The sequence below is a fragment of the Streptomyces sp. SP18BB07 genome (assembly GCF_036322545.1).
Classification (GTDB): domain Bacteria; phylum Actinomycetota; class Actinomycetes; order Streptomycetales; family Streptomycetaceae; genus Streptomyces; species Streptomyces deccanensis.
The window spans coordinates 135,391-153,189 of sequence record NZ_JAQYWT010000244.1 but is presented as its reverse complement, the minus strand read 5'-3'; the positions used below and the strand labels follow the sequence as shown (position 1 = coordinate 153,189).

Sequence of the window (17,799 nt, the reverse complement as noted above, 5' to 3'; positions counted from 1 at the left end):
GGGCCTGGAAAAAGCCGGGGCGCAGCCCCGCTTTTTCCAGGGGCGCGGGGAACTGCGCGACCAGCCCCCACCGGACGGACGCTTGGGGGTCAAAGGGGCGCAGCCCCTTGAGGATGGGACGGGTAGGGGCGGCGGGGGCGAGAGAACGCACCCCCGCCTCATAGGCTGCCCCCGTGGCTCTAGACCCCTGGCTGACCGCACTGACCGTGACCGCCGCCCTCTGGGGCGCAGCCACCGGCACCCTCCTCCCCCGCCCCGCCTACCGCTTCACGGTCGACGAGGACCACCCCTGGCAACACGAGTGCCCCGCCGGCCACCCCCTCACCGGCCCGGCGAACGGCTGGCTGGGCCCCGCCCGCTGCACCCCACGCCCCACCGAGGCCGCCTGCTCCTACGGCCCGCACACCCCCACCGTCGCCACCGCCACCGCCCTGATCTGCGCCACCCTCGCCCTGACCACCGGCACCCGCCCCGAACTCGCCGTCTGGCTCCTCCTCGCCCCCCTCGGCGTACTCCTCACCCTCGTGGACCTCGGCGCCCAACGCCTCCCGGACCCCCTGACCCTCCCCTTCGCGGCCCTGGCCCTCACCCTCCTGGGCGCGGTCGCGTTCGTACCCGAGCACGCCGGCCAGTGGCGCACGGCGCTGTACGGCGCCCTCGCCCTCGGCGGCCTGTATTTCCTCTTCTTCCTCATCAGGCCCATGGCCCTCGGCTTCGGCGACGTGAAACTGGCCCTCGGCCTCGGCGCCGTCCTCGGCTGGTACGGCTGGGGCGCGCTGTACCTCGGCACGTTCGCCGGCGCCCTCATCGGCAGCGCCTACACCGTGGTCGCGCTGGCCAGGCGCCGGGCCGTACGCCGACAGCTGGTGGCCCTGGGCCCGTTCATGATCGCGGGCGCCTACGTCGGCCTCCTGCTGGAGGCGTACGCGGCCTGAGGCGGCCCGCCCGGCGAGTTATCCACAGGCAGACGGCCTGACGTCGGCCGATCCGAACCCCTGGCGTAGGCTGGCCTGGTCCGCCCACCCGTCGCCCACCACCACCCTTATGACGAAGGCGCTTCGCGCCCTCTGGATTCCTTACGAAAGGGACGCTCCCGGTGACCGAGAAGGCCGATCTCCAGTCCGTTCTCGACCGTGCCGCAGAGGGTGGGCGGATCACGCCGGAGGAGGCGCTCGACCTCTACCGCGACGCCCCGCTGCACGCACTCGGCGTCGCCGCCGACGCCGTACGCAGGCGCCGGTACGCGGGCACGGAGCACATCGCGACGTACATCATCGAGCGGAACATCAACTACACGAACGTGTGCGTCACGGCGTGCAAGTTCTGCGCGTTCTACGCCCCGCCGACGGCCAAGGACAAGGGCTGGACGCGCGATCTCGACGACATCCTGCGCCGCTGCGCGGAGACCGTCGAGCTGGGCGGCACGCAGATCATGTTCCAGGGCGGACACCACCCGGACTACGGCGTGGAGTACTACGAGACGCACTTCGCCGCGATCAAGAAGGCCTTCCCGCAGCTGGTCATCCACTCGCTCGGCGCGTCCGAGGTGGAGCACATGGCCCGGATCTCCAAGGTGAGCGTCGAGGAGGCCATCCAGCGCATTCACGCCGCCGGTCTCGACTCCTTCGCCGGCGCCGGCGCCGAGCTGCTCCCGGCCCGCCCCCGCAAGGCCATCGCGCCGCTCAAGGAGTCCGGCGAGCGCTGGCTGGAGATCATGGAGACCGCGCACAACCTGGGCGTGGAGTCCACGTCCACGATGCTCATGGGCACCGGCGAGACCAACGCCGAGCGCATCGAGCACCTGCGGATGATCCGTGACGTACAGGACCGGACGGGCGGCTTCCGGGCCTTCATCCCGTACCTCTACCAGCCGATGAACAACCACCTGAAGGGCCGCACCCAGGCCACGATCTTCGAGTACCTGCGGATGATCGCGATCTCCCGGCTCTTCATGGACAACATCGCCCACATCCAGGGCTCCTGGCTCACCACCGGCCAGGACGCGGGTCAGCTCACGCTGCACTACGGCGCGGACGACCTCGGCTCGATCATGCTGGAGGAGAACGTCGTCTCGGCGGCCGGCGCCAAGCACCGCTCCAACCTCCAGGAAATGATCGACATGATCCGCACGGCGGGACGGGTCCCGGCCCAGCGGGCCACGACCTACGAACACCTGGTGGTCCACGACGACCCGGCGAACGACCCCGTCGACAAGCGCGTCATGTCCCACATCTCGTCCACGGCCATCGAGGGCGGCACGGCCCACCCCGAACTGAAGCTGCTGAACGCCAACTAGGGCCCACGTGCTGACGATCCACGCCGCCGACGAGGTACGGCGCACCTGGGACGACCCGGAACCGATCAAGGACGGCGCGGTCGTGGTGGACGGCACCCGGGTCGTCGGCATGGGCACGCTGGTCGAGGTCCAGCAGCGGTTCCACGGTGCCCGGGTGCGGCACTGGCCCGGCGTCCTGGGGCCCGGCCGGGTGCACGAGGACCCGCTCCCGGACGCCCCGTCACCCCGCGAACGCATCCACGCGGTGCTGAAGTCGGGCGCGGTCGCGGTCCTGGAGCAGCACGCGAACACGCCGGAACTCCGCGCGGCCGCCGAGCGCAACCACGTGACGGTACTGCCATCGCCGACCCCCACGACGATCGTCGAGCTGGGCCGAGCGGACCTGGCGGTCTTCGACGACTCCGGCACGTGCGTGGCCACGGTCTGCGCCGGGCGCCTGGTTCACCGCCGGCGCTGACTACCAGGGGCGCGGGGAACTGCGCGACCAGCCACATACAACCCGCGGCCCGCATACGGCAAAAGCCCCCGAGCTCATCCCGAAAACACCTCCCCGAACGCCCCGTCCTCCTGATCGACCCCACTGCAGTCGACCAATTCGTCATTCGCCCCGTCCCCACACTCCCGATCCCGGAACGTCGCCCACATGGACACCCACGCCACCCCCTTCCCCTCCGCGAACTCCCGCACCTGCGCCGCGTCCTCCAACGTGAACGTCTCGTTGTCGACGTCGTTGACGCCCAGCATCGAGGTCAGCGCCAACGCCCCCCACGCCGTCGACTCGCTCGTACCGAAGACGTCCATCAGCTGCTCGTGCGTCGCCTCGGCCGCCCGCTCCGCGTAGTCGCCCATGTCACCGTCGTACGAACTGGCGTAGTTCATCGTCATGATGTTGACCGTGCTGACCTGGACCCCGTGGTCGTTGGCCGAGTCGAGGAGGGCCACGCCGTCGTCGTCGAGGCCGGACGGCATGACGGGGAGGGTGAAGGAGACGGAGAGTTCGGGACGGTCCTTCTGGAGGAGGGCTATCGCCTCGGAGCGCAGGTCGACGGAGTCGGAGTCCTCGAGCGCGTCGCCCTCGACGTCGAAGTCCGCCGCGGTCGAGCCGGCCGCGTCGAGCGCCGCGCCGTACGCCTCGGCCAGCTCGGACGAGCTGTCGCAGGCCCGCGCCAGCTCCGTGCCCGAGGCGCCGCCGAAGGAGACCCGCACCGAAGCCCCCGTGTCGGTGAGCGCCGAGATGCGGGACTTCACCGCCGCGTCGTCGATCGCGTCCGTGCCGTTCCACGCGGGCGTGCACACGGCGCCGTCGTCCTCGGCGATCACGAACGCCAGGTTGTACGCGGCGGCCGACCCGGCGGCGTCGAGCTCGGAGGCCTCGGTGGCGTTCACGTACGGCGCGTAGGTCGTGGACGTGGACGCGGACGTGGGGGGCGCCGTGGCCGTCGGGGAGGTCGTGGCTGCCTTCGTCGGCGACTCGTCCGTGTCCGTGGTGCAGCCCGCGCAGGCCAGGGCCGCCAGACACAGCAGTCCGACGGCCGGTTTCAGGGAATTCCTCACGGTGCTCATGAGGGCAATGAAGCACAGGTGCCTGTGCCGCATGTGTGCTTCTCGACGATTCGCAGTCGTTCCTGGAATCTCTAAGGGAACGGACAGTTCAAGGAGATTCTCATGGGAGCCTCACAAGAGAAGCTGGGAATGGGCCACATAAAGGCCGCCTAATGTCCGGGGAATGCAATCCGAGTCCGCCAACGAATACCTCACCCCCGAGCAGCGCAAGGGAGCGGCAGAGGAAGGCCCCGTCTTCGTCGACAACTCCGGACGCCGCGCCAGACTGCTGCGTCGGTGCGGCATGCTGCTGGGGGCCGTCTGTCTCGGTTACGCCGTCGTGCTCGGCATGGCGTTCATGGGCTGGGGGATCTCCGCGTCCCCCACCGAACTGTTTCCCTTCGGCGGAGGCGGCGGCCAGGCCGGTGCGCCGGGCGGCGGTGGTGGCGACGGTCCCCAGCCCCAGGGCGGCGTCGCCCCCGAGGGCCTCCCCACGGGCGTTCCCACCGGCGCTCCCTCCGGAGCCCCCCATGGCACTCCGCCCTCCGGCGCCCCCACCGCCGTACCGTCCCCGTCCGCGTCCGCCGGTTGACGGGAGCGCACCCCTTCATGAGCACCACGACTCCCGCACGCCGCGGCCGCCGACGCGCCCCCTCCAAACTGCGACGCGCCACCGGCAAGGCCGCCGCCCTGCAGAAACCCCGGGTCATCCTCGCCCTGCTGCTCCTGCTCGGGCTGACCAGTGTGATGCTGCTCGACGGCTATCTGCGCGCCGAGGTCGGCGGCGACCAGCGCGTCCGCACCGGGGCCGGCTCGGGCGACGTACCCGAGGACGTTCTCGACGGCGGGCCCATCCTGACCTTCCGGGGCGGCCAGGCGCAGACGCGGTCCGTGCCGGACAAGACCATCGCGCTCACCTTCGACGACGGCCCGAACCCGACCTGGACCCCGGAGATCCTCGACGTCCTGAAGAAGTACGACGTCCCCGCGACCTTCTTCGTGGTCGGCTCGATGGTGTCGCGCTACCCGGCCATCGCCCGGGACATGGTCGAGGACGGGCACGAGATCGGCATCCACACCTTCACCCATGTCGACCTGTCGTACCAGAGCGACGCCCGCATCACGCGTGAGATGACCCAGACCCAGCTGGCCCTCGCGGGCGCGGCCGGCATCACCACCACGCTCTTCCGCGCCCCGTACTCCTCCGAGACGGACGCCATCGACAACTACAGCTGGCCCGTCTACCAGGAGCTCGGCGAGGAGGGCTACACCAGCGTCTTCGTCGACACCGACAGCGACGACTGGAAGCGCCCCGGCGTCCAGAAGATCATCAAGTGGGCCACGCCGGAGGACGGCAAGGGTGCCTCGGTCCTGATGCACGACGCGGGCGGCGACCGTTCCCAGACGGTGGAGGCGCTCGGCACGTACATCGAGAAGATGAAGGCCAAGGGCTACACCTTCACTACCATCAGCGGCGCCCTGCAGAAGGACGCCGCCGCGAACGGACAGCAGGCGGGTGCTGCCCCTGGGGCCAACGGGCAGGGCACCCCGGGCACTTCGGACGCACAGGCCGCCCACCGCACCGCCACCGGCACCACCCTCTACGAGGGCAAGGCGCTCATCGCGGCCGTCTATGTCGCCGAGTACGCCGTACCGACCCTCTCGGTCGGCCTGATGGTCGTCGGCGTCGCGGTCATCTGCCGCTTCGGGATGATGCTGATCCTGGCCCGCCGCCACTTCCGTGAGCGAAACAGACGCCGCTTCAGCTGGGGGCCACCGGTCACCGGCCCGGTCACGGTCGTCGTGCCCGCGTACAACGAGAAGGAGTGCATCGCCAACACGCTGCACTCCCTCGCCCGGAGCACCCACCCGATCGAGATCATCGTCGTCGACGACGGCTCCACGGACGGCACCAAGGAGATCGCCGAGGCGCTCGGCTACCCCAACGTCCGGGTCATCCGCCAGGAGAACGCAGGCAAGCCCGCCGCCCTCAACAACGGTGTGCGCAACGCCCGTCACGACATCGTCGTGATGATGGACGGCGACACGGTCTTCGAGCCCGACACCGTCGCCAGGCTGGTGCAGCCCTTCGCCGACCCGGGCGTCGGCGCGGTCGCGGGCAACGCCAAGGTCGGCAACCGCGACACCGTGATCGGTGCCTGGCAGCACATCGAGTACGTGATGGGCTTCAACCTCGACCGCCGGATGTACGACCTGCTGCGCTGCATGCCCACCATCCCGGGCGCGATCGGCGCGTTCCGCCGCGACGCCGTCCTGGACGTCGGCGGCATGAGCGAGGACACCCTCGCCGAGGACACCGACATCACCATCGCCATGCACCGGGCCGGCTGGCGCGTCGTATACCAGGAGCACGCCCGCGCCTGGACCGAGGCGCCGGGCTCGCTGAAACAGCTCTGGTCACAGCGTTACCGCTGGTCGTACGGCACCATGCAGGCGCTGTGGAAGCACCGCGCATCCCTGACGGACAAGGGGCCCTCGGGTCGCTTCGGCCGCGTCGGCATGCCGCTCGTGGTGATCTTCCAGATCGTCACCCCGGTCTTCGCGCCCCTCATCGACGTCTTCACCGTCTACGCGATGATCTTCGTCGACTTCAAGGCCTCCCTGCTGGCCTGGCTGGCGGTGCTGGGCGTCCAGCTCGTCTGCGCGGCCTACGCCTTCAAGCTCGACAAGGAGAAGTACCGCTACCTGCTGATGCTCCCGCTCCAGCAGCTCGCCTACCGCCAGATGATGTACCTCGTCCTGATCCACTCCTGCGTCACGGCCCTCACCGGCGGCCGTCTGCGCTGGCAGAAACTGAAACGCACGGGCGAGGTCGGCACCCCGGCGGGGGCGAGCTGATGGGCTCGCACCGGAGAGGGGGCCCCGCCGCTCTCACCCCCGAGCACGAGGCCGCGCCCACGACCCCACCCGAGCCGAGGGGCGCCGGGCGCGACCGCTACTTCGACACCCTTCGCGCCCTCGCCCTCATCCGCGTCGTCACCTACCACACCTTCGGCTGGCCCTGGGCCGGCATGGTGTTCCCCTCGATGGGCGTCATGTTCGCCCTGGCCGGCAGCCTCATGGCCAAGTCCCTGGAACGCCCCGCCCCGCAGGTGATCCGAGGCCGCGTCCGCCGCCTCCTGCCCCCCTTCTGGTTCTGGGGCCTCTTCGTGGTCGCCGCCATGCTGATCCACGGCTGGATGCCCGGTTGGCAGATCGTCTTCTGGGTCGTCCCGCTGGGCGATCCGCCGGGCAACGCCTGGGGCGAACAGGCCTGGGAGATCCTCTGGTACCTGCGCACCTACCTGTGGTTCGTCCTGCTCTCCCCGCTTCTGCTGCGGATCTTCCGGATGGCACCGGTCCCGGTCCTGCTGGCTTCCCTCGCGCCGATCGTCGTCCTCACCTTCCTCCGGGAGCCCCCGGACGACCGCTTCGGCACCGCCCTGACCGACCTGGCCACCTTCCTCTTCTGCTGGATCCTGGGCTTCGCCCACCGCGACGGCGTCCTGACGAGGCTGAAGCCGCTCGCCGTCACGGTCCTCTCCCTCGCCGCCCTCGGCCTCGGCGCCTGGTACGCCTTCACGCACCAGGAGGAGACCGGCTCGTACGACCTCGACGACATCCCCCTCGCCCAGGCGTTCTTCTCCGCGGGCTTCGTGACGCTCCTGCTGTACGCGAAGGCGTACCTCGAGGTCGACTTCGCCGGGCTGACCCGGTTCCGGCGCCTGGACCGCGTCGTCACGATCTTCAACTCCCGCGCGGTGACGATCTATCTGTGGCACGAGATCGCCCTGATCCTCGCCGTCCCGCTGATCGACCGGTTCTGGGACGTGCCGGCCTTCGAGAGGTATCTGCCGCTGGAGAGCCAGTGGTTCATGTTCGGCGTCGGCTGGCTCCTGATCGGTGTGTTCGTCCTGCTCTGCGGCTGGGTCGAGGACGTGGCGGCGAAGAGGAGACCGAAGCTGCTGCCGTGACGCGCCACGGGCCGGGCGCCGCACCGGCGTCCGGTCCGTACTGCCACAATGGGCCCGTGACCCGCGCATCCCTGGACAAGCAGCCGCACGAAGTCGCCTCGATGTTCGACCGAGTGGCGAAACGGTACGACCTGACCAACGACGTGCTGTCCCTCGGGCAGGACCGGCGCTGGCGCAAGGAGGTCGCGCGGGCGGTCGACGCCCGCCCCGCGCAGAAGGTGCTGGATCTCGCGGCCGGCACGGGCACCTCCTCGCTGCCCTTCGCGCAGACCGGGGCGTACGTCGTGCCGTGCGACTTCTCCCTCGGCATGCTCCGGGTCGGCAAGGAGCGCCTCTCCTGGCTGCCGTTCACCGCGGGCGACGCCACGAGGCTGCCGTTCAAGGACGACACCTTCGACGCGGTCACCATCTCCTTCGGCCTGCGCAACGTGCAGGACACCGACACCGCGCTGCGCGAGCTGTACCGGGTGACGAAGCCCGGCGGCCGGGTCGTGATCTGCGAGTTCTCCCACCCGACGTGGACGCCGTTCCGGACCGTCTACACCGAGTACCTGATGCGCGCGCTGCCGCCGGCCGCCCGCGCGGTGTCGTCCAACCCCGACGCGTACGTCTACCTCGCCGAGTCCATCCGCGCCTGGCCCGACCAGGCGGGCCTCGCCGAGCGCCTCCGCAAGGCCGGCTGGGACAGGGTCGCGTGGCGGAACCTCTCGGGCGGGATCGTCGCGCTGCACCGGGGATTCAAGGCCCACGCGTAGGGGCCGTGGCGGGGTGAACTCCGGCCGCAGAGGCCGGAGTTCACCCGTACGAGGGATGCTCGTCGGGGAATTCTGTTGACGGGAACCGGTCAACAGAAACTACCGTCCGTTGATACACCGGCACGCACCGGTGATGTCCGACGACGGGGGTTCCATGACGTCCTACTGCCCGCACTGCGGGACACCAGGCCCTGACGAGGCGCGCTTCTGCATGACGTGCGGACGGGAACGCCCGCCGGTCCCCCCGACGCCGCCGCCCGGGACGCTCCCTACGGCACCCCCCGGAACGGTCCCGACAGCCCCGCCGGTCCCGGCGCCCGCGGCACCCCTGACACCACCCCCGTCGGCGCCACCGGGCGCGCCCCCCGTCGGCCCGCCGCCGCCACCTCCCCCGTACGCCCCCGTCCCCGCCCGCCCGTCGCCCGTCGGCGCCTTCTTCGGCCGGGCTTTCCGCGGCGACTGGGGCGGCTCCGCGGCGGCCGCGCTCTGGCCGGTCGGGCTGCTCCTCGCCGCCGCGCTCGCGCTGGCCATCCCCTCGTACGGCCAGGGCACCGCGGACGAGGACGACTTCGTCGGCTTCGGCGACCGGCTGGGCCTCGCGCTCGCCGGGCTCCTCCAAGGCCTCGGCGGCGGCTTCAGAATCGCCGAGAGCGGGGGCGGCGACTTCTCGGGCGACTACCGGTCCGCCGAGGCCGCCCTCACCCTGACCTTCGTCCCGCTCACGGTGACCGTCCTGTTCATCGGGGCGCTGTTCCTCGCCGTACGGCAACTCCGCACCCGCCTGGTGACCCGCGCCGCGTACGCCGGGGCGGGGTACGGCGGCGGCCGTACCACAGGGCTCGAAGCGGCCGTGCGGGTCACGCTGCTGGTGACGGCCGCCGTCCTGCTGCTGGGGCTGTTCGCGCAGCCGGAGGTCGCGCGCGTGGAGGCTTCGACGTCCCCCTGGCGCGCGGCGCTGGGCGCGCTGCTGCTCACCGCCGTCGTTTCGGTCGGCCTGCTGCAACGCGACGACCTGGCCGCCTGGCTCGCCGTCCGCCCGGGGCCCCGGACCCTGTTCCGGGCGACCGGGACGGCCGTACGGGCCATGGCGATCGTGCTCGCCCTCTGCTCCCTCGTCACCTTCGTCGTCCTCGCGGCCAACGACGAGTGGCAGGCCGAGTGGGAGGAGGACCTCAACCCGCTCCTCCTCGTGCTGCTCGTCCTCCCCAACCTCGCCGTCCATCTCCTCGGCCTCTCCTGGGGCGCGTCCGTCCAGGGCGAGGCGGGCCGCACCCGGTACGGGGACGACACGTCGTACGACTCCTCCGGCGACTACGGGCTCGTGGAGGCCGCCCCGTACGGCGACTACGAGCGCGAGTCGTTCGGGCTCTCCGAGCTGGGCGACGCCGTCAACTCCTGGGCGGTCGTGGGCGCGTTGACGCTCGGCGTGGTCTGCGCCCTGGTCCTCGGGGTCCTCGCGGCCCGCCGCTCCTCGGGCCGTGGCGAGCAACTGCTCGCCGCGGGCGTCTTCTGCGGGCTCTTCCTCCTCCTCGCCGGCGTCAGCGGCTTCGGCATGGAGACGTCCGGCTCGGCGACGGCCGAACTCAGCACCGAGTTCGCGGTCGCGGGCCAGGTGGACGTGGGCCTCGACATCGCCGAGGCGCTGCTCTTCGGCCTCCTCTGGATCTTCGTCGCGGCCTTCCTCGCGCCCTATTTGGTGCAGATGACGGGAGCGCGTACGGCGGTGATCGCACCGCCGGTCCCGCCGATGCCGAGCAACGGCCCGGCGGCGGCCCACGGGGTCCCGGGGCACTCCTCCACTCCGGCACCGGCCCCCTATGAGCCTCCGCTCGTGGAGCTGGGCCACCACCATCTGCCGCCTGCCGAACCGCCGAAGTCCCGCAACGGCACGCTGATCTGGACCCTCACCATCGCGGTGGCCTTCGTGATCGGCGGGGGAGGGGCGGCGGCGATCATGCTCTGGCAGAAGTAGGAGGCGGGGTGGGCGGTGGGCCGCCCAAAGGCACGTGAAGGGCCACCCCCGGCTCGTCCAGAGCCCTGCGCAACCCCGGGGGCGGTCCACCGTGCCGCGGCTCCCGCACGCCCCCACCCTCGTCCCCCAACTCGAACCACACGGTCACGGCGGCCCCGCGCGGCACCTCCACCCCAGGTGGCGGGTACTGCCGTACGACGTAGTCCACGACGGTGCGTGCGAAGTCGGGCCGGTCGGGCGCGACGAGGAGCACCCCGCCCGCCTCGGCCCTCTCGCGCGCGTCCATGGCCATCAGCCCGACGAACCGTGGCACACGCACTTCGGATGACTTGGGTGTTATGCGCACAGATGTTCACCCCCAGCGGTACCGGCAGGGTAACCGCCGAGCGCCCCCGCCCGGAAGCACTGCGTGGCAATCTGCGGCAAATTGCTACGCTGAGTGACGAGTTGCCGAAATCCCGAACCGCTGGACCGTCGAACAGCAGGATGAACGGCCGTCGGACCGCTACAAGTTCAGCCGGTAGCAGTGCCCCGGCCGGCCCGAGGCGGGCGTCGTGAACGTCTCCGCCAGTTCCATGCCCAGCCGCCGTGTGACGGCGATGGACCGCTCGTTGCGGGCGTCAACCATGGCGACGACGCTGCCGACACCGGCCGCCCGCACCCGCTCCAGGGTCTGTGCCGCGGCGGCGGTGACGTACCCCTTGCCCCAGTGGTCCCGGGCGAGCCGCCAGCCGATCTCGATCTCGCCGGTCGGGCCCCACTCGCGGGGCCACGGCTGGGCACCGGTGAAGCCGATGGCCCGGCCCTCCTCGTCGAGCATCGTCCACAGGCAGAACCCGTGCTCGGCGTCGTGGCGGCGCTGGCGCGCGGTGAGCTCCTCGTAGACGGACAGCTCGGCGGACCGGCCGCCGTGGAACTCCATGACGTCGGGATCGTCGAAGATCCGGTGCCAGGCGAAGGCGTCCTCGTCGGTGGGGACACGCAGCCGTACGTCGGGCAGAGCTCGGTTCACAGGGGCAGCCCTTCAGCCGATGATCGGTACCGCTGAATAGACTGCCCATGTCCGACGACCGTCGGCACATGTTTTCCGGCCGTCCGGTTCCCCGGGCGTCCAGCAGGTCCTGCACCGATCCCGCTGCATCGATCCTTCTACTTCTTGGGGAGAACCCGTCGTGACCGAGCCCCAGCCCCTTACCGAACACACCGCCGATGTGATCGTCGTCGGGGCCGGGCCAGCCGGTTCCACCACCGCGTACTACCTGGCGAAGGCCGGGCTCGACGTGCTGCTCCTGGAGAAGACCAGCTTCCCCAGGGAGAAGGTCTGCGGCGACGGCCTCACCCCGCGCGCCACCAAGCAGCTCGTGGCGATGGGCATCGACATCTCCGAAGAGGCCGGCTGGCTCCGCAACAAGGGCCTGCGGATCATCGGCGGCGGCGTCCGTCTCCAGCTCGACTGGCCGGATCTCGCCGCCTACCCGAACTACGGACTCGTCCGCAAACGCGACGACTTCGACGAGCAGCTCGCCCGCCAGGCCCAGAAGGCGGGCGCCCGCCTCCACGAGCAGTGCAACGTGGGCGCGCCCATCATCGACGACCGCACGGGCCGGATCACCGGGGTGCACGCCAAGCTCGGCGACGAGAAGCGCGAAGTCACCTTCCACGCCCCGCTGGTGGTCGCGGCCGACGGCAACTCCACCCGGCTCTCCCTCGCGATGGGCCTGCACCGCCGCGAGGACCGGCCGATGGGCGTCGCGGTCCGCACGTACTTCACCTCGCCGCGCCACGACGACGACTACCTGGAGTCCTGGCTGGAGCTGTGGGACAAGCGCGGCCCCGGCGAGGACCGGTTGCTCCCCGGCTACGGCTGGATCTTCGGCATGGGCGACGGCACGTCCAACGTCGGTCTGGGTGTCCTCAACACCTCCTCCGCCTTCAAGGAGCTGGACTGGCGCGACGTCCTGAAGGCCTGGTGCGCGTCCATGCCTCAGGAGTGGGGCTACACCCCCGAGAACATGACCGGCCCCATCCGCGGCGCCGCCCTGCCGATGGCCTTCAACCGCCAACCCCACTACACCAAGGGCCTGCTGCTGGTCGGCGACGCCGGCGGCATGGTGAACCCCTTCAACGGCGAGGGCATCGCCTACGCGATGGAATCCGGCCAGATCGCCGCCGACGTCATCGTCCAGGCGCACGCCCGCGCCACCCCCGGACAGCGTGAACTCGCCCTCCAGCGTTATCCGCAGGTCCTCAAGGACACCTTCGGCGGCTACTACACGATGGGCCGCGCCTTCGTGAAGCTCATCGGCAACCCGAAGATCATGAAGCTCGCCACGCAGCGGGGCCTGACCCACCCGCTCCTGATGAAGTTCACGCTGAAGATGCTGGCCAACCTCACCGACCCCACCGGCGGCGATGCGATGGACCGCATCATCAACGGCCTGAGCAAGGTGGCCCCGAAGGCGTGACGGTGGGTACAGGGCTTCACCCCGCGCGCGGGGTGAAGCCCTGTACGCCCCCGAGCGGCTCGCTGCCGTCCGGGAGCGCGGAACACCTTGGGGATGGTGCGAGAGGCGCCCTGTGGGGCGCCTGTGGCCTTTCCGTGGGCAGCCCGAGGGCCGCTGTCCCCTACGGGGAGAGCGGCCCTTCGAAAACGCCCTGGGCGACCGCGTGGGTCAGAGCACGCGCACCGCGCCCGTCGCCGGGTAGCCGGAGAGGTCCTGGATGACGACGCCCTTGGAGGGGTTCGCCGCGTCGAGGTACTGGCCGTTCCCGATGTAGACACCCACGTGGTACGCCGAACCCTTGGCGCCCCAGTACAGGATGTCGCCGACCTGGAGGTTCGACAGCGAGACCTCGGTGCCCTGCATCGACTGGTCCTGCGAGACCCGGGGGAGGTCCACGCCGACCTGCTTGAACGCGGCCTGCACGAGCGAGGAGCAGTCCCACGCGTTGGGGCCGGTGGCGCCCATGACGTAGGCGTCGCCGAGCTGCGCCTTCAGGAAGCCGATGACCGTGCCGACGCTGCCCGAGGCGGGCGCCGTCGTGGTCGTCGTCGACGAGTCGGACGAGCTGGTCGTGAGGGTGGTCCGCTCACTGTCGCGCGAGGCACGCTCGGCGGCGGCCTTGCGCTCGGCCTCCTCGGCGGCCTTCTTCCGGGCCTCTTCCTTCTTCGCCTTGGCGAGGTCCTTGTCGGCCTGCTTGGCCGCCTCTTCGGCGGCCGCGTCACGCTCGGCCTGCAGCTGATAGTCGGCCGCCATCGCCTGCGTGGCGTCCGCGGACTGCGCGGCCTGCGTGGCCAGGTCGGCCGTGAGGGTGGGCAGTTCGAGCGTCTGCGTCACCGGCTCCGCGGCGAACGCGGCCGTCGACGCGCCGGCCACGGCCACGGTGCTGAGAACGCCACCGGCGACTCCGGCGCGCAGCGCGATCGAGGACGCGTTGCGGCGGGGTTTCCGGTGGCTGCGTATGTGAGCGGTGTGGGACATGGGTACAAGCGGTACCAGCGACTCCTCCATACCTTCAAGAAACGTGTGCTGCGCCACAGTTGTTCAACGGAGGCCGTAAATTCCCCGCGCGTCACTCTTTATTGACGCCGTAACGGGCATAGCGGACACGGTCGAACAAGCCTTTGATCATGCGCTTTCGTGATTACGCCCGAATTGCCCTGCGCTTACCATCGATCGCAGCGAGTGGCCAAGGCCGGTGGATTTGATCTCGGTCCGATGTGGCGCAGGTCACGGAACGGTCACCCGTTCCCGCGGCGTCCCGCGCGGGAGCGCCGCTCTCGACGCTCGTGAATGCGTGCACGCGTCCACATCGGTCATCGGACCTCCCTCCGAGGTGTGAACGCGGTGCTCTATCAAGGGGTCTCGTCCAGCACCAATTTGCATGCAGCGGAACTCTCTTGATATGGAGACGCCCCGCGTGACCAGCGGTAACGAGCGAGAATGTCACTTCTGGTGATCAGTCTGGCGCTTCGTGTATGAAGATCGACGCTCATCCGACTTCATGATCCTTCGTCAGGTGGTGGAGATCACAAACTCGGTGCTGCACCCGTGTCGCAGATCACAGACCGGCAGGCATAGGATGCGGGGCAGTTGGGCTTGTGACCTGCTTCACATGTTCGCGATCTTCGTCGAGACGGACGGGGCTCGTGTGGCCGGTGGGGCGGGAGAGCAGGGCCCACGCAATCCGCCAGCAGTCAGTGCCGACTGAGAGGAGCGAGGAGCGGTGAACGCCTATGCGCCCATCCTCGTACTGGGAGCCCTCGGGGCAGGCTTTGCGATCTTCTCCGTGATCATGGCCACGCTGATCGGCCCGAAGCGCTACAACCGGGCCAAGCTCGAGGCCTACGAGTGCGGGATCGAGCCCACCCCCACGCCGGCCGGCGGCGGGCGTTTCCCCATCAAGTACTACCTGACGGCGATGCTCTTCATCGTCTTCGACATCGAGATCGTCTTCCTCTACCCGTGGGCCGTCACCTTCGACGCCCTGGGTGTTTTCGGGCTCGTGGAGATGCTGCTCTTCGTGCTCACCGTCTTCGTCGCCTACGCGTACGTCTGGCGCCGCGGCGGCCTGGAATGGGACTGAGGGGCCTTTAAGCCATGGGACTCGAAGAAAAACTGCCGAGCGGTTTCCTGCTGACCACCGTCGAGCAGGCCGCGGGCTGGGTACGCAAGGCATCCGTCTTCCCCGCCACCTTCGGCCTCGCCTGCTGTGCCATCGAGATGATGACCACGGGCGCGGGGCGCTACGACCTGGCGCGCTTCGGCATGGAGGTCTTCCGCGGCTCGCCGCGCCAGGCGGACCTGATGATCGTGGCCGGCCGGGTCAGCCAGAAGATGGCGCCGGTGCTGCGGCAGGTCTACGACCAGATGCCGAATCCCAAGTGGGTGATCTCCATGGGGGTCTGCGCGTCGTCCGGCGGCATGTTCAACAACTACGCGATCGTCCAGGGCGTCGACCACATCGTCCCGGTCGACATCTACCTCCCGGGCTGCCCGCCACGGCCCGAGATGCTGATGGACGCGATCCTCAAGCTCCACCAGAAGATCCAGACGTCCAAGCTCGGCGTGAACGCGGAGGAAGCGGCCCGCGAGGCCGAGGAAGCCGCGCTCAAGGCACTGCCCACCATCGAGATGAAGGGGCTGCTGCGATGAGCGACGCGAACGGCAAGAACGGTGCCGGCGGATCCAAGGGCTCCAACGGATCCAACGGCTCCAACGGGGTCAACCCCGAGAAGGACCTCGCCGCCTCCAACCTCCCCGGCCAGCGTGGCGACGGCGGTGAGGAGATCCGCGTCCAGCGCGGCATGTTCGGCGCGAACAACGGCGGCGACACCTCCGGCTACGGCGGCCTGGTCCGCTCCATCCGGCTCCCCGGCGAGGCCGTCCGCCCCTACGGCGGCTGGTTCGACGAGGTCGCCGACGAGCTGGAGGGCGCCCTGGAGGAACAGGGCCTCGTCCCCGAGAACGTGATCGACAGGACGGTGGTCGACCGGGGCGAGCTCACCTTCCACATCGAGCGCGAGCACCTGCTCCGCGTCGCCCGCACCCTGCGCGACGACCCGGCCCTGCGCTTCGAGCTGTGCACCGGCGTCTCCGGCGTCCACTACCCCGGCGACAAGGGCCGCGAGCTGCACGCCGTCTACCACCTGCGCTCGATCACCCACAACCGGCTGATCCGCCTGGAGGTCTCCGCCCCCGACGCCGACCCGCACATCCCGTCGCTCGTCCCCGTCTACCCGACCAACGACTGGCACGAGCGCGAGACGTACGACTTCTTCGGCATCGTCTTCGACGGCCACCCCGCGCTGACGCGGATCATGATGCCGGACGACTGGCAGGGCTTCCCGCAGCGCAAGGACTACCCCCTCGGCGGCATCCCCGTCGAGTACAAGGGCGCCCAGATCCCGGCTCCGGACCAGCGGAGGTCGTACTCATGAGCACATCGCACGCAACTCCGCGCGAGACCACCGAGGGCACCGTCTACACGGTCACCGGCGGCGACTGGGACGAGGTCGCCGAGACCGCCGCCCGGTCCGACGACGAGCGCATCATCGTCAACATGGGCCCCCAGCACCCGTCCACCCACGGTGTGCTCCGGCTCATCCTGGAGATCGACGGCGAGACCGTCACCGAGGCCCGCTGCGGCATCGGCTACCTCCACACCGGCATCGAGAAGAACCTCGAATACCGCACGTGGACGCAGGGCACCACGTTCGTGACGCGCATGGACTACCTGACGCCGTTCTTCAACGAGACGGCGTACTGCCTCGCCGTGGAGAAACTCCTCGGCATCGAGGACGAGATCCCCGACCGCGCCACGATCATCCGGGTGCTCCTGATGGAGCTGAACCGGCTCTCCTCCCACCTGGTGTGCATCGCCACCGGCGGCATGGAACTGGGCGCCACCACGATCATGATCTACGGCTTCCGTGATCGTGAACTGATTCTCGACATCTACGAGCTGATCACCGGCCTGCGCATGAACCACGCGTACATCCGGCCCGGCGGACTCGCCCAGGACCTGCCGCCCGGCGCGGTCGACCAGATCCGCGAGTTCGTGAAGAAGATGCAGAAGAACCTGCCCGAGTACGACAAGCTCGCCACCGGGAACCCCATCTTCAAGGCCCGGATGCAGGACGTCGGCTACCTCGACCTGACCGGCTGCATGGCCCTCGGCGCCACCGGCCCCATCCTGCGCTCCGCCGGTCTCCCGCACGACCTGCGCAAGGCCCAGCCGTACTGCGGCTACGAGACGTACGACTTCGACGTCCCGACCGCCGACACCTGCGACTCCTACGGCCGCTTCCTGATCCGTCTGGAAGAGATGCGTCAGTCCCTCAGGATCGTCGAGCAGTGCCTGGACCGGCTGGAGCCCGGCCCGGTGATGGTCGGCGACAAGAAGATCGCCTGGCCCGCCCAGCTCGCCCTGGGGCCCGACGGGCTCGGCAACTCCCTGGACCACATCAAGAAGATCATGGGCACCTCCATGGAGGCCCTGATCCACCACTTCAAGCTGGTGACCGAGGGCTTCCGCGTCCCGCCGGGACAGACGTACGCGGCGGTCGAGTCACCCAAGGGCGAACTCGGGGTGCACGCCGTGTCCGACGGAGGCACCCGCCCCTTCCGGGTCCACTTCCGCGACCCGTCCTTCACCAACCTGCAGGCCATGGCGGCGATGTGCGAGGGCGGCCAGGTCGCCGACGTCATCGTCGCCGTCGCGTCCATCGACCCCGTGATGGGAGGCGTCGACCGGTGA

At 69.9% G+C, this 17,799-nt stretch carries 17 protein-coding genes; 13 read left to right on the top strand and 4 right to left on the bottom strand.

Annotated elements, in window-relative coordinates; genetic code table 11:
- Window positions 1-173: 173 nt before the first annotated feature.
- The 3 genes from PUR53_RS08960 (at window position 174) to PUR53_RS08950 (ending at window position 2,753) form a co-directional block, all read left to right on the top strand.
- Window positions 174-935, top strand: coding sequence for an A24 family peptidase (locus tag PUR53_RS08960; RefSeq protein WP_329895648.1), 762 nt, complete (start codon window positions 174-176; stop codon window positions 933-935).
- Between the two features lie 161 nt (window positions 936-1,096).
- The gene (mqnC, locus tag PUR53_RS08955; RefSeq protein ID WP_329895649.1) at window positions 1,097-2,296 is read left to right on the top strand and encodes a cyclic dehypoxanthinyl futalosine synthase; all 1,200 of its coding nucleotides are present in this window, start codon (window positions 1,097-1,099) and stop codon (window positions 2,294-2,296) included.
- 7 nt (window positions 2,297-2,303) lie between these two features.
- Window positions 2,304-2,753, top strand: coding sequence for a hypothetical protein (locus PUR53_RS08950; protein ID WP_329895650.1), 450 nt, complete (start codon window positions 2,304-2,306; stop codon window positions 2,751-2,753).
- Between the two features lie 74 nt (window positions 2,754-2,827).
- Here PUR53_RS08950 and PUR53_RS08945 read toward each other — a convergent pair whose 3' ends face one another.
- A complete protein-coding gene (locus PUR53_RS08945) occupies window positions 2,828-3,850 on the bottom strand; it encodes a chitinase (protein ID WP_329895750.1) in 1,023 nt (340 codons plus the stop codon).
- Window positions 3,851-4,022: 172 nt separating this feature from the next.
- Here PUR53_RS08945 and PUR53_RS08940 point away from each other — a divergent pair, with 172 nt between their 5' ends.
- From PUR53_RS08940 to PUR53_RS08920, 5 genes are all read left to right on the top strand, one after another.
- The gene (locus tag PUR53_RS08940; protein WP_329895651.1) at window positions 4,023-4,430 is read left to right on the top strand and encodes a hypothetical protein; all 408 of its coding nucleotides are present in this window, start codon (window positions 4,023-4,025) and stop codon (window positions 4,428-4,430) included.
- Window positions 4,431-4,447: 17 nt separating this feature from the next.
- Window positions 4,448-6,697 (top strand): bifunctional polysaccharide deacetylase/glycosyltransferase family 2 protein, encoded by a 2,250-nt coding sequence (locus PUR53_RS08935; protein ID WP_329895652.1) that lies wholly within the window; start codon window positions 4,448-4,450, stop codon window positions 6,695-6,697.
- The gene (locus PUR53_RS08930) at window positions 6,697-7,812 is read left to right on the top strand and encodes an acyltransferase family protein (RefSeq protein WP_329895653.1); all 1,116 of its coding nucleotides are present in this window, start codon (window positions 6,697-6,699) and stop codon (window positions 7,810-7,812) included. Before PUR53_RS08935 ends, PUR53_RS08930 begins: the two co-directional genes overlap by 1 nt.
- Window positions 7,813-7,868: 56 nt before the next feature.
- Window positions 7,869-8,567 carry a demethylmenaquinone methyltransferase gene (locus PUR53_RS08925; protein ID WP_329895654.1) on the top strand — a complete coding sequence of 233 codons (699 nt, stop codon included), beginning with the start codon at window positions 7,869-7,871 and terminating at the stop codon, window positions 8,565-8,567.
- A 133-nt stretch (window positions 8,568-8,700) separates the two neighbouring features.
- The gene (locus PUR53_RS08920; RefSeq protein ID WP_329907924.1) at window positions 8,701-10,539 is read left to right on the top strand and encodes a zinc-ribbon domain-containing protein; all 1,839 of its coding nucleotides are present in this window, start codon (window positions 8,701-8,703) and stop codon (window positions 10,537-10,539) included.
- On the opposite strand, the gene PUR53_RS08915 is transcribed toward PUR53_RS08920, so the two are convergent.
- Both PUR53_RS08915 and PUR53_RS08910 read right to left on the bottom strand, forming a co-directional pair.
- A complete protein-coding gene (locus PUR53_RS08915) occupies window positions 10,520-10,885 on the bottom strand; it encodes a PASTA domain-containing protein (protein ID WP_329907923.1) in 366 nt (121 codons plus the stop codon). The two genes, PUR53_RS08920 and PUR53_RS08915, sit on opposite strands and share 20 nt — an antisense overlap.
- A gap of 159 nt (window positions 10,886-11,044) precedes the next feature.
- The gene (locus tag PUR53_RS08910) at window positions 11,045-11,551 is read right to left on the bottom strand and encodes a GNAT family N-acetyltransferase (protein ID WP_329907922.1); all 507 of its coding nucleotides are present in this window, start codon (window positions 11,549-11,551) and stop codon (window positions 11,045-11,047) included.
- 160 nt (window positions 11,552-11,711) lie between these two features.
- Between PUR53_RS08910 and PUR53_RS08905 the strand changes: the two genes are divergently transcribed.
- Window positions 11,712-13,004 (top strand): geranylgeranyl reductase family protein, encoded by a 1,293-nt coding sequence (locus tag PUR53_RS08905; protein ID WP_329895658.1) that lies wholly within the window; start codon window positions 11,712-11,714, stop codon window positions 13,002-13,004.
- 207 nt (window positions 13,005-13,211) lie between these two features.
- Here the strand turns inward: PUR53_RS08905 and PUR53_RS08900 are convergent, their stop codons facing one another.
- The gene (locus PUR53_RS08900) at window positions 13,212-14,051 is read right to left on the bottom strand and encodes a C40 family peptidase (RefSeq protein ID WP_329907921.1); all 840 of its coding nucleotides are present in this window, start codon (window positions 14,049-14,051) and stop codon (window positions 13,212-13,214) included.
- A 715-nt stretch (window positions 14,052-14,766) separates the two neighbouring features.
- Here PUR53_RS08900 and PUR53_RS08895 point away from each other — a divergent pair.
- Genes PUR53_RS08895 through PUR53_RS08880 form a run of 4 tightly spaced genes read left to right on the top strand, consistent with a single transcriptional unit; the run spans window position 14,767 to window position 17,799 of the window.
- Window positions 14,767-15,126, top strand: a complete 360-nt coding sequence (locus tag PUR53_RS08895; RefSeq protein ID WP_009310323.1) for an NADH-quinone oxidoreductase subunit A — start codon at window positions 14,767-14,769, stop codon at window positions 15,124-15,126.
- Between the two features lie 14 nt (window positions 15,127-15,140).
- Complete coding sequence (locus PUR53_RS08890) at window positions 15,141-15,695, top strand: NuoB/complex I 20 kDa subunit family protein (RefSeq protein WP_003998928.1); 555 nt, start codon at window positions 15,141-15,143, stop codon at window positions 15,693-15,695.
- Complete coding sequence (locus PUR53_RS08885) at window positions 15,692-16,480, top strand: NADH-quinone oxidoreductase subunit C (RefSeq protein ID WP_329895660.1); 789 nt, start codon at window positions 15,692-15,694, stop codon at window positions 16,478-16,480. Before PUR53_RS08890 ends, PUR53_RS08885 begins: the two co-directional genes overlap by 4 nt.
- Complete coding sequence (locus PUR53_RS08880; protein WP_329907920.1) at window positions 16,477-17,799, top strand: NADH-quinone oxidoreductase subunit D; 1,323 nt, start codon at window positions 16,477-16,479, stop codon at window positions 17,797-17,799. The genes PUR53_RS08885 and PUR53_RS08880 overlap by 4 nt, the downstream gene beginning before the upstream one ends.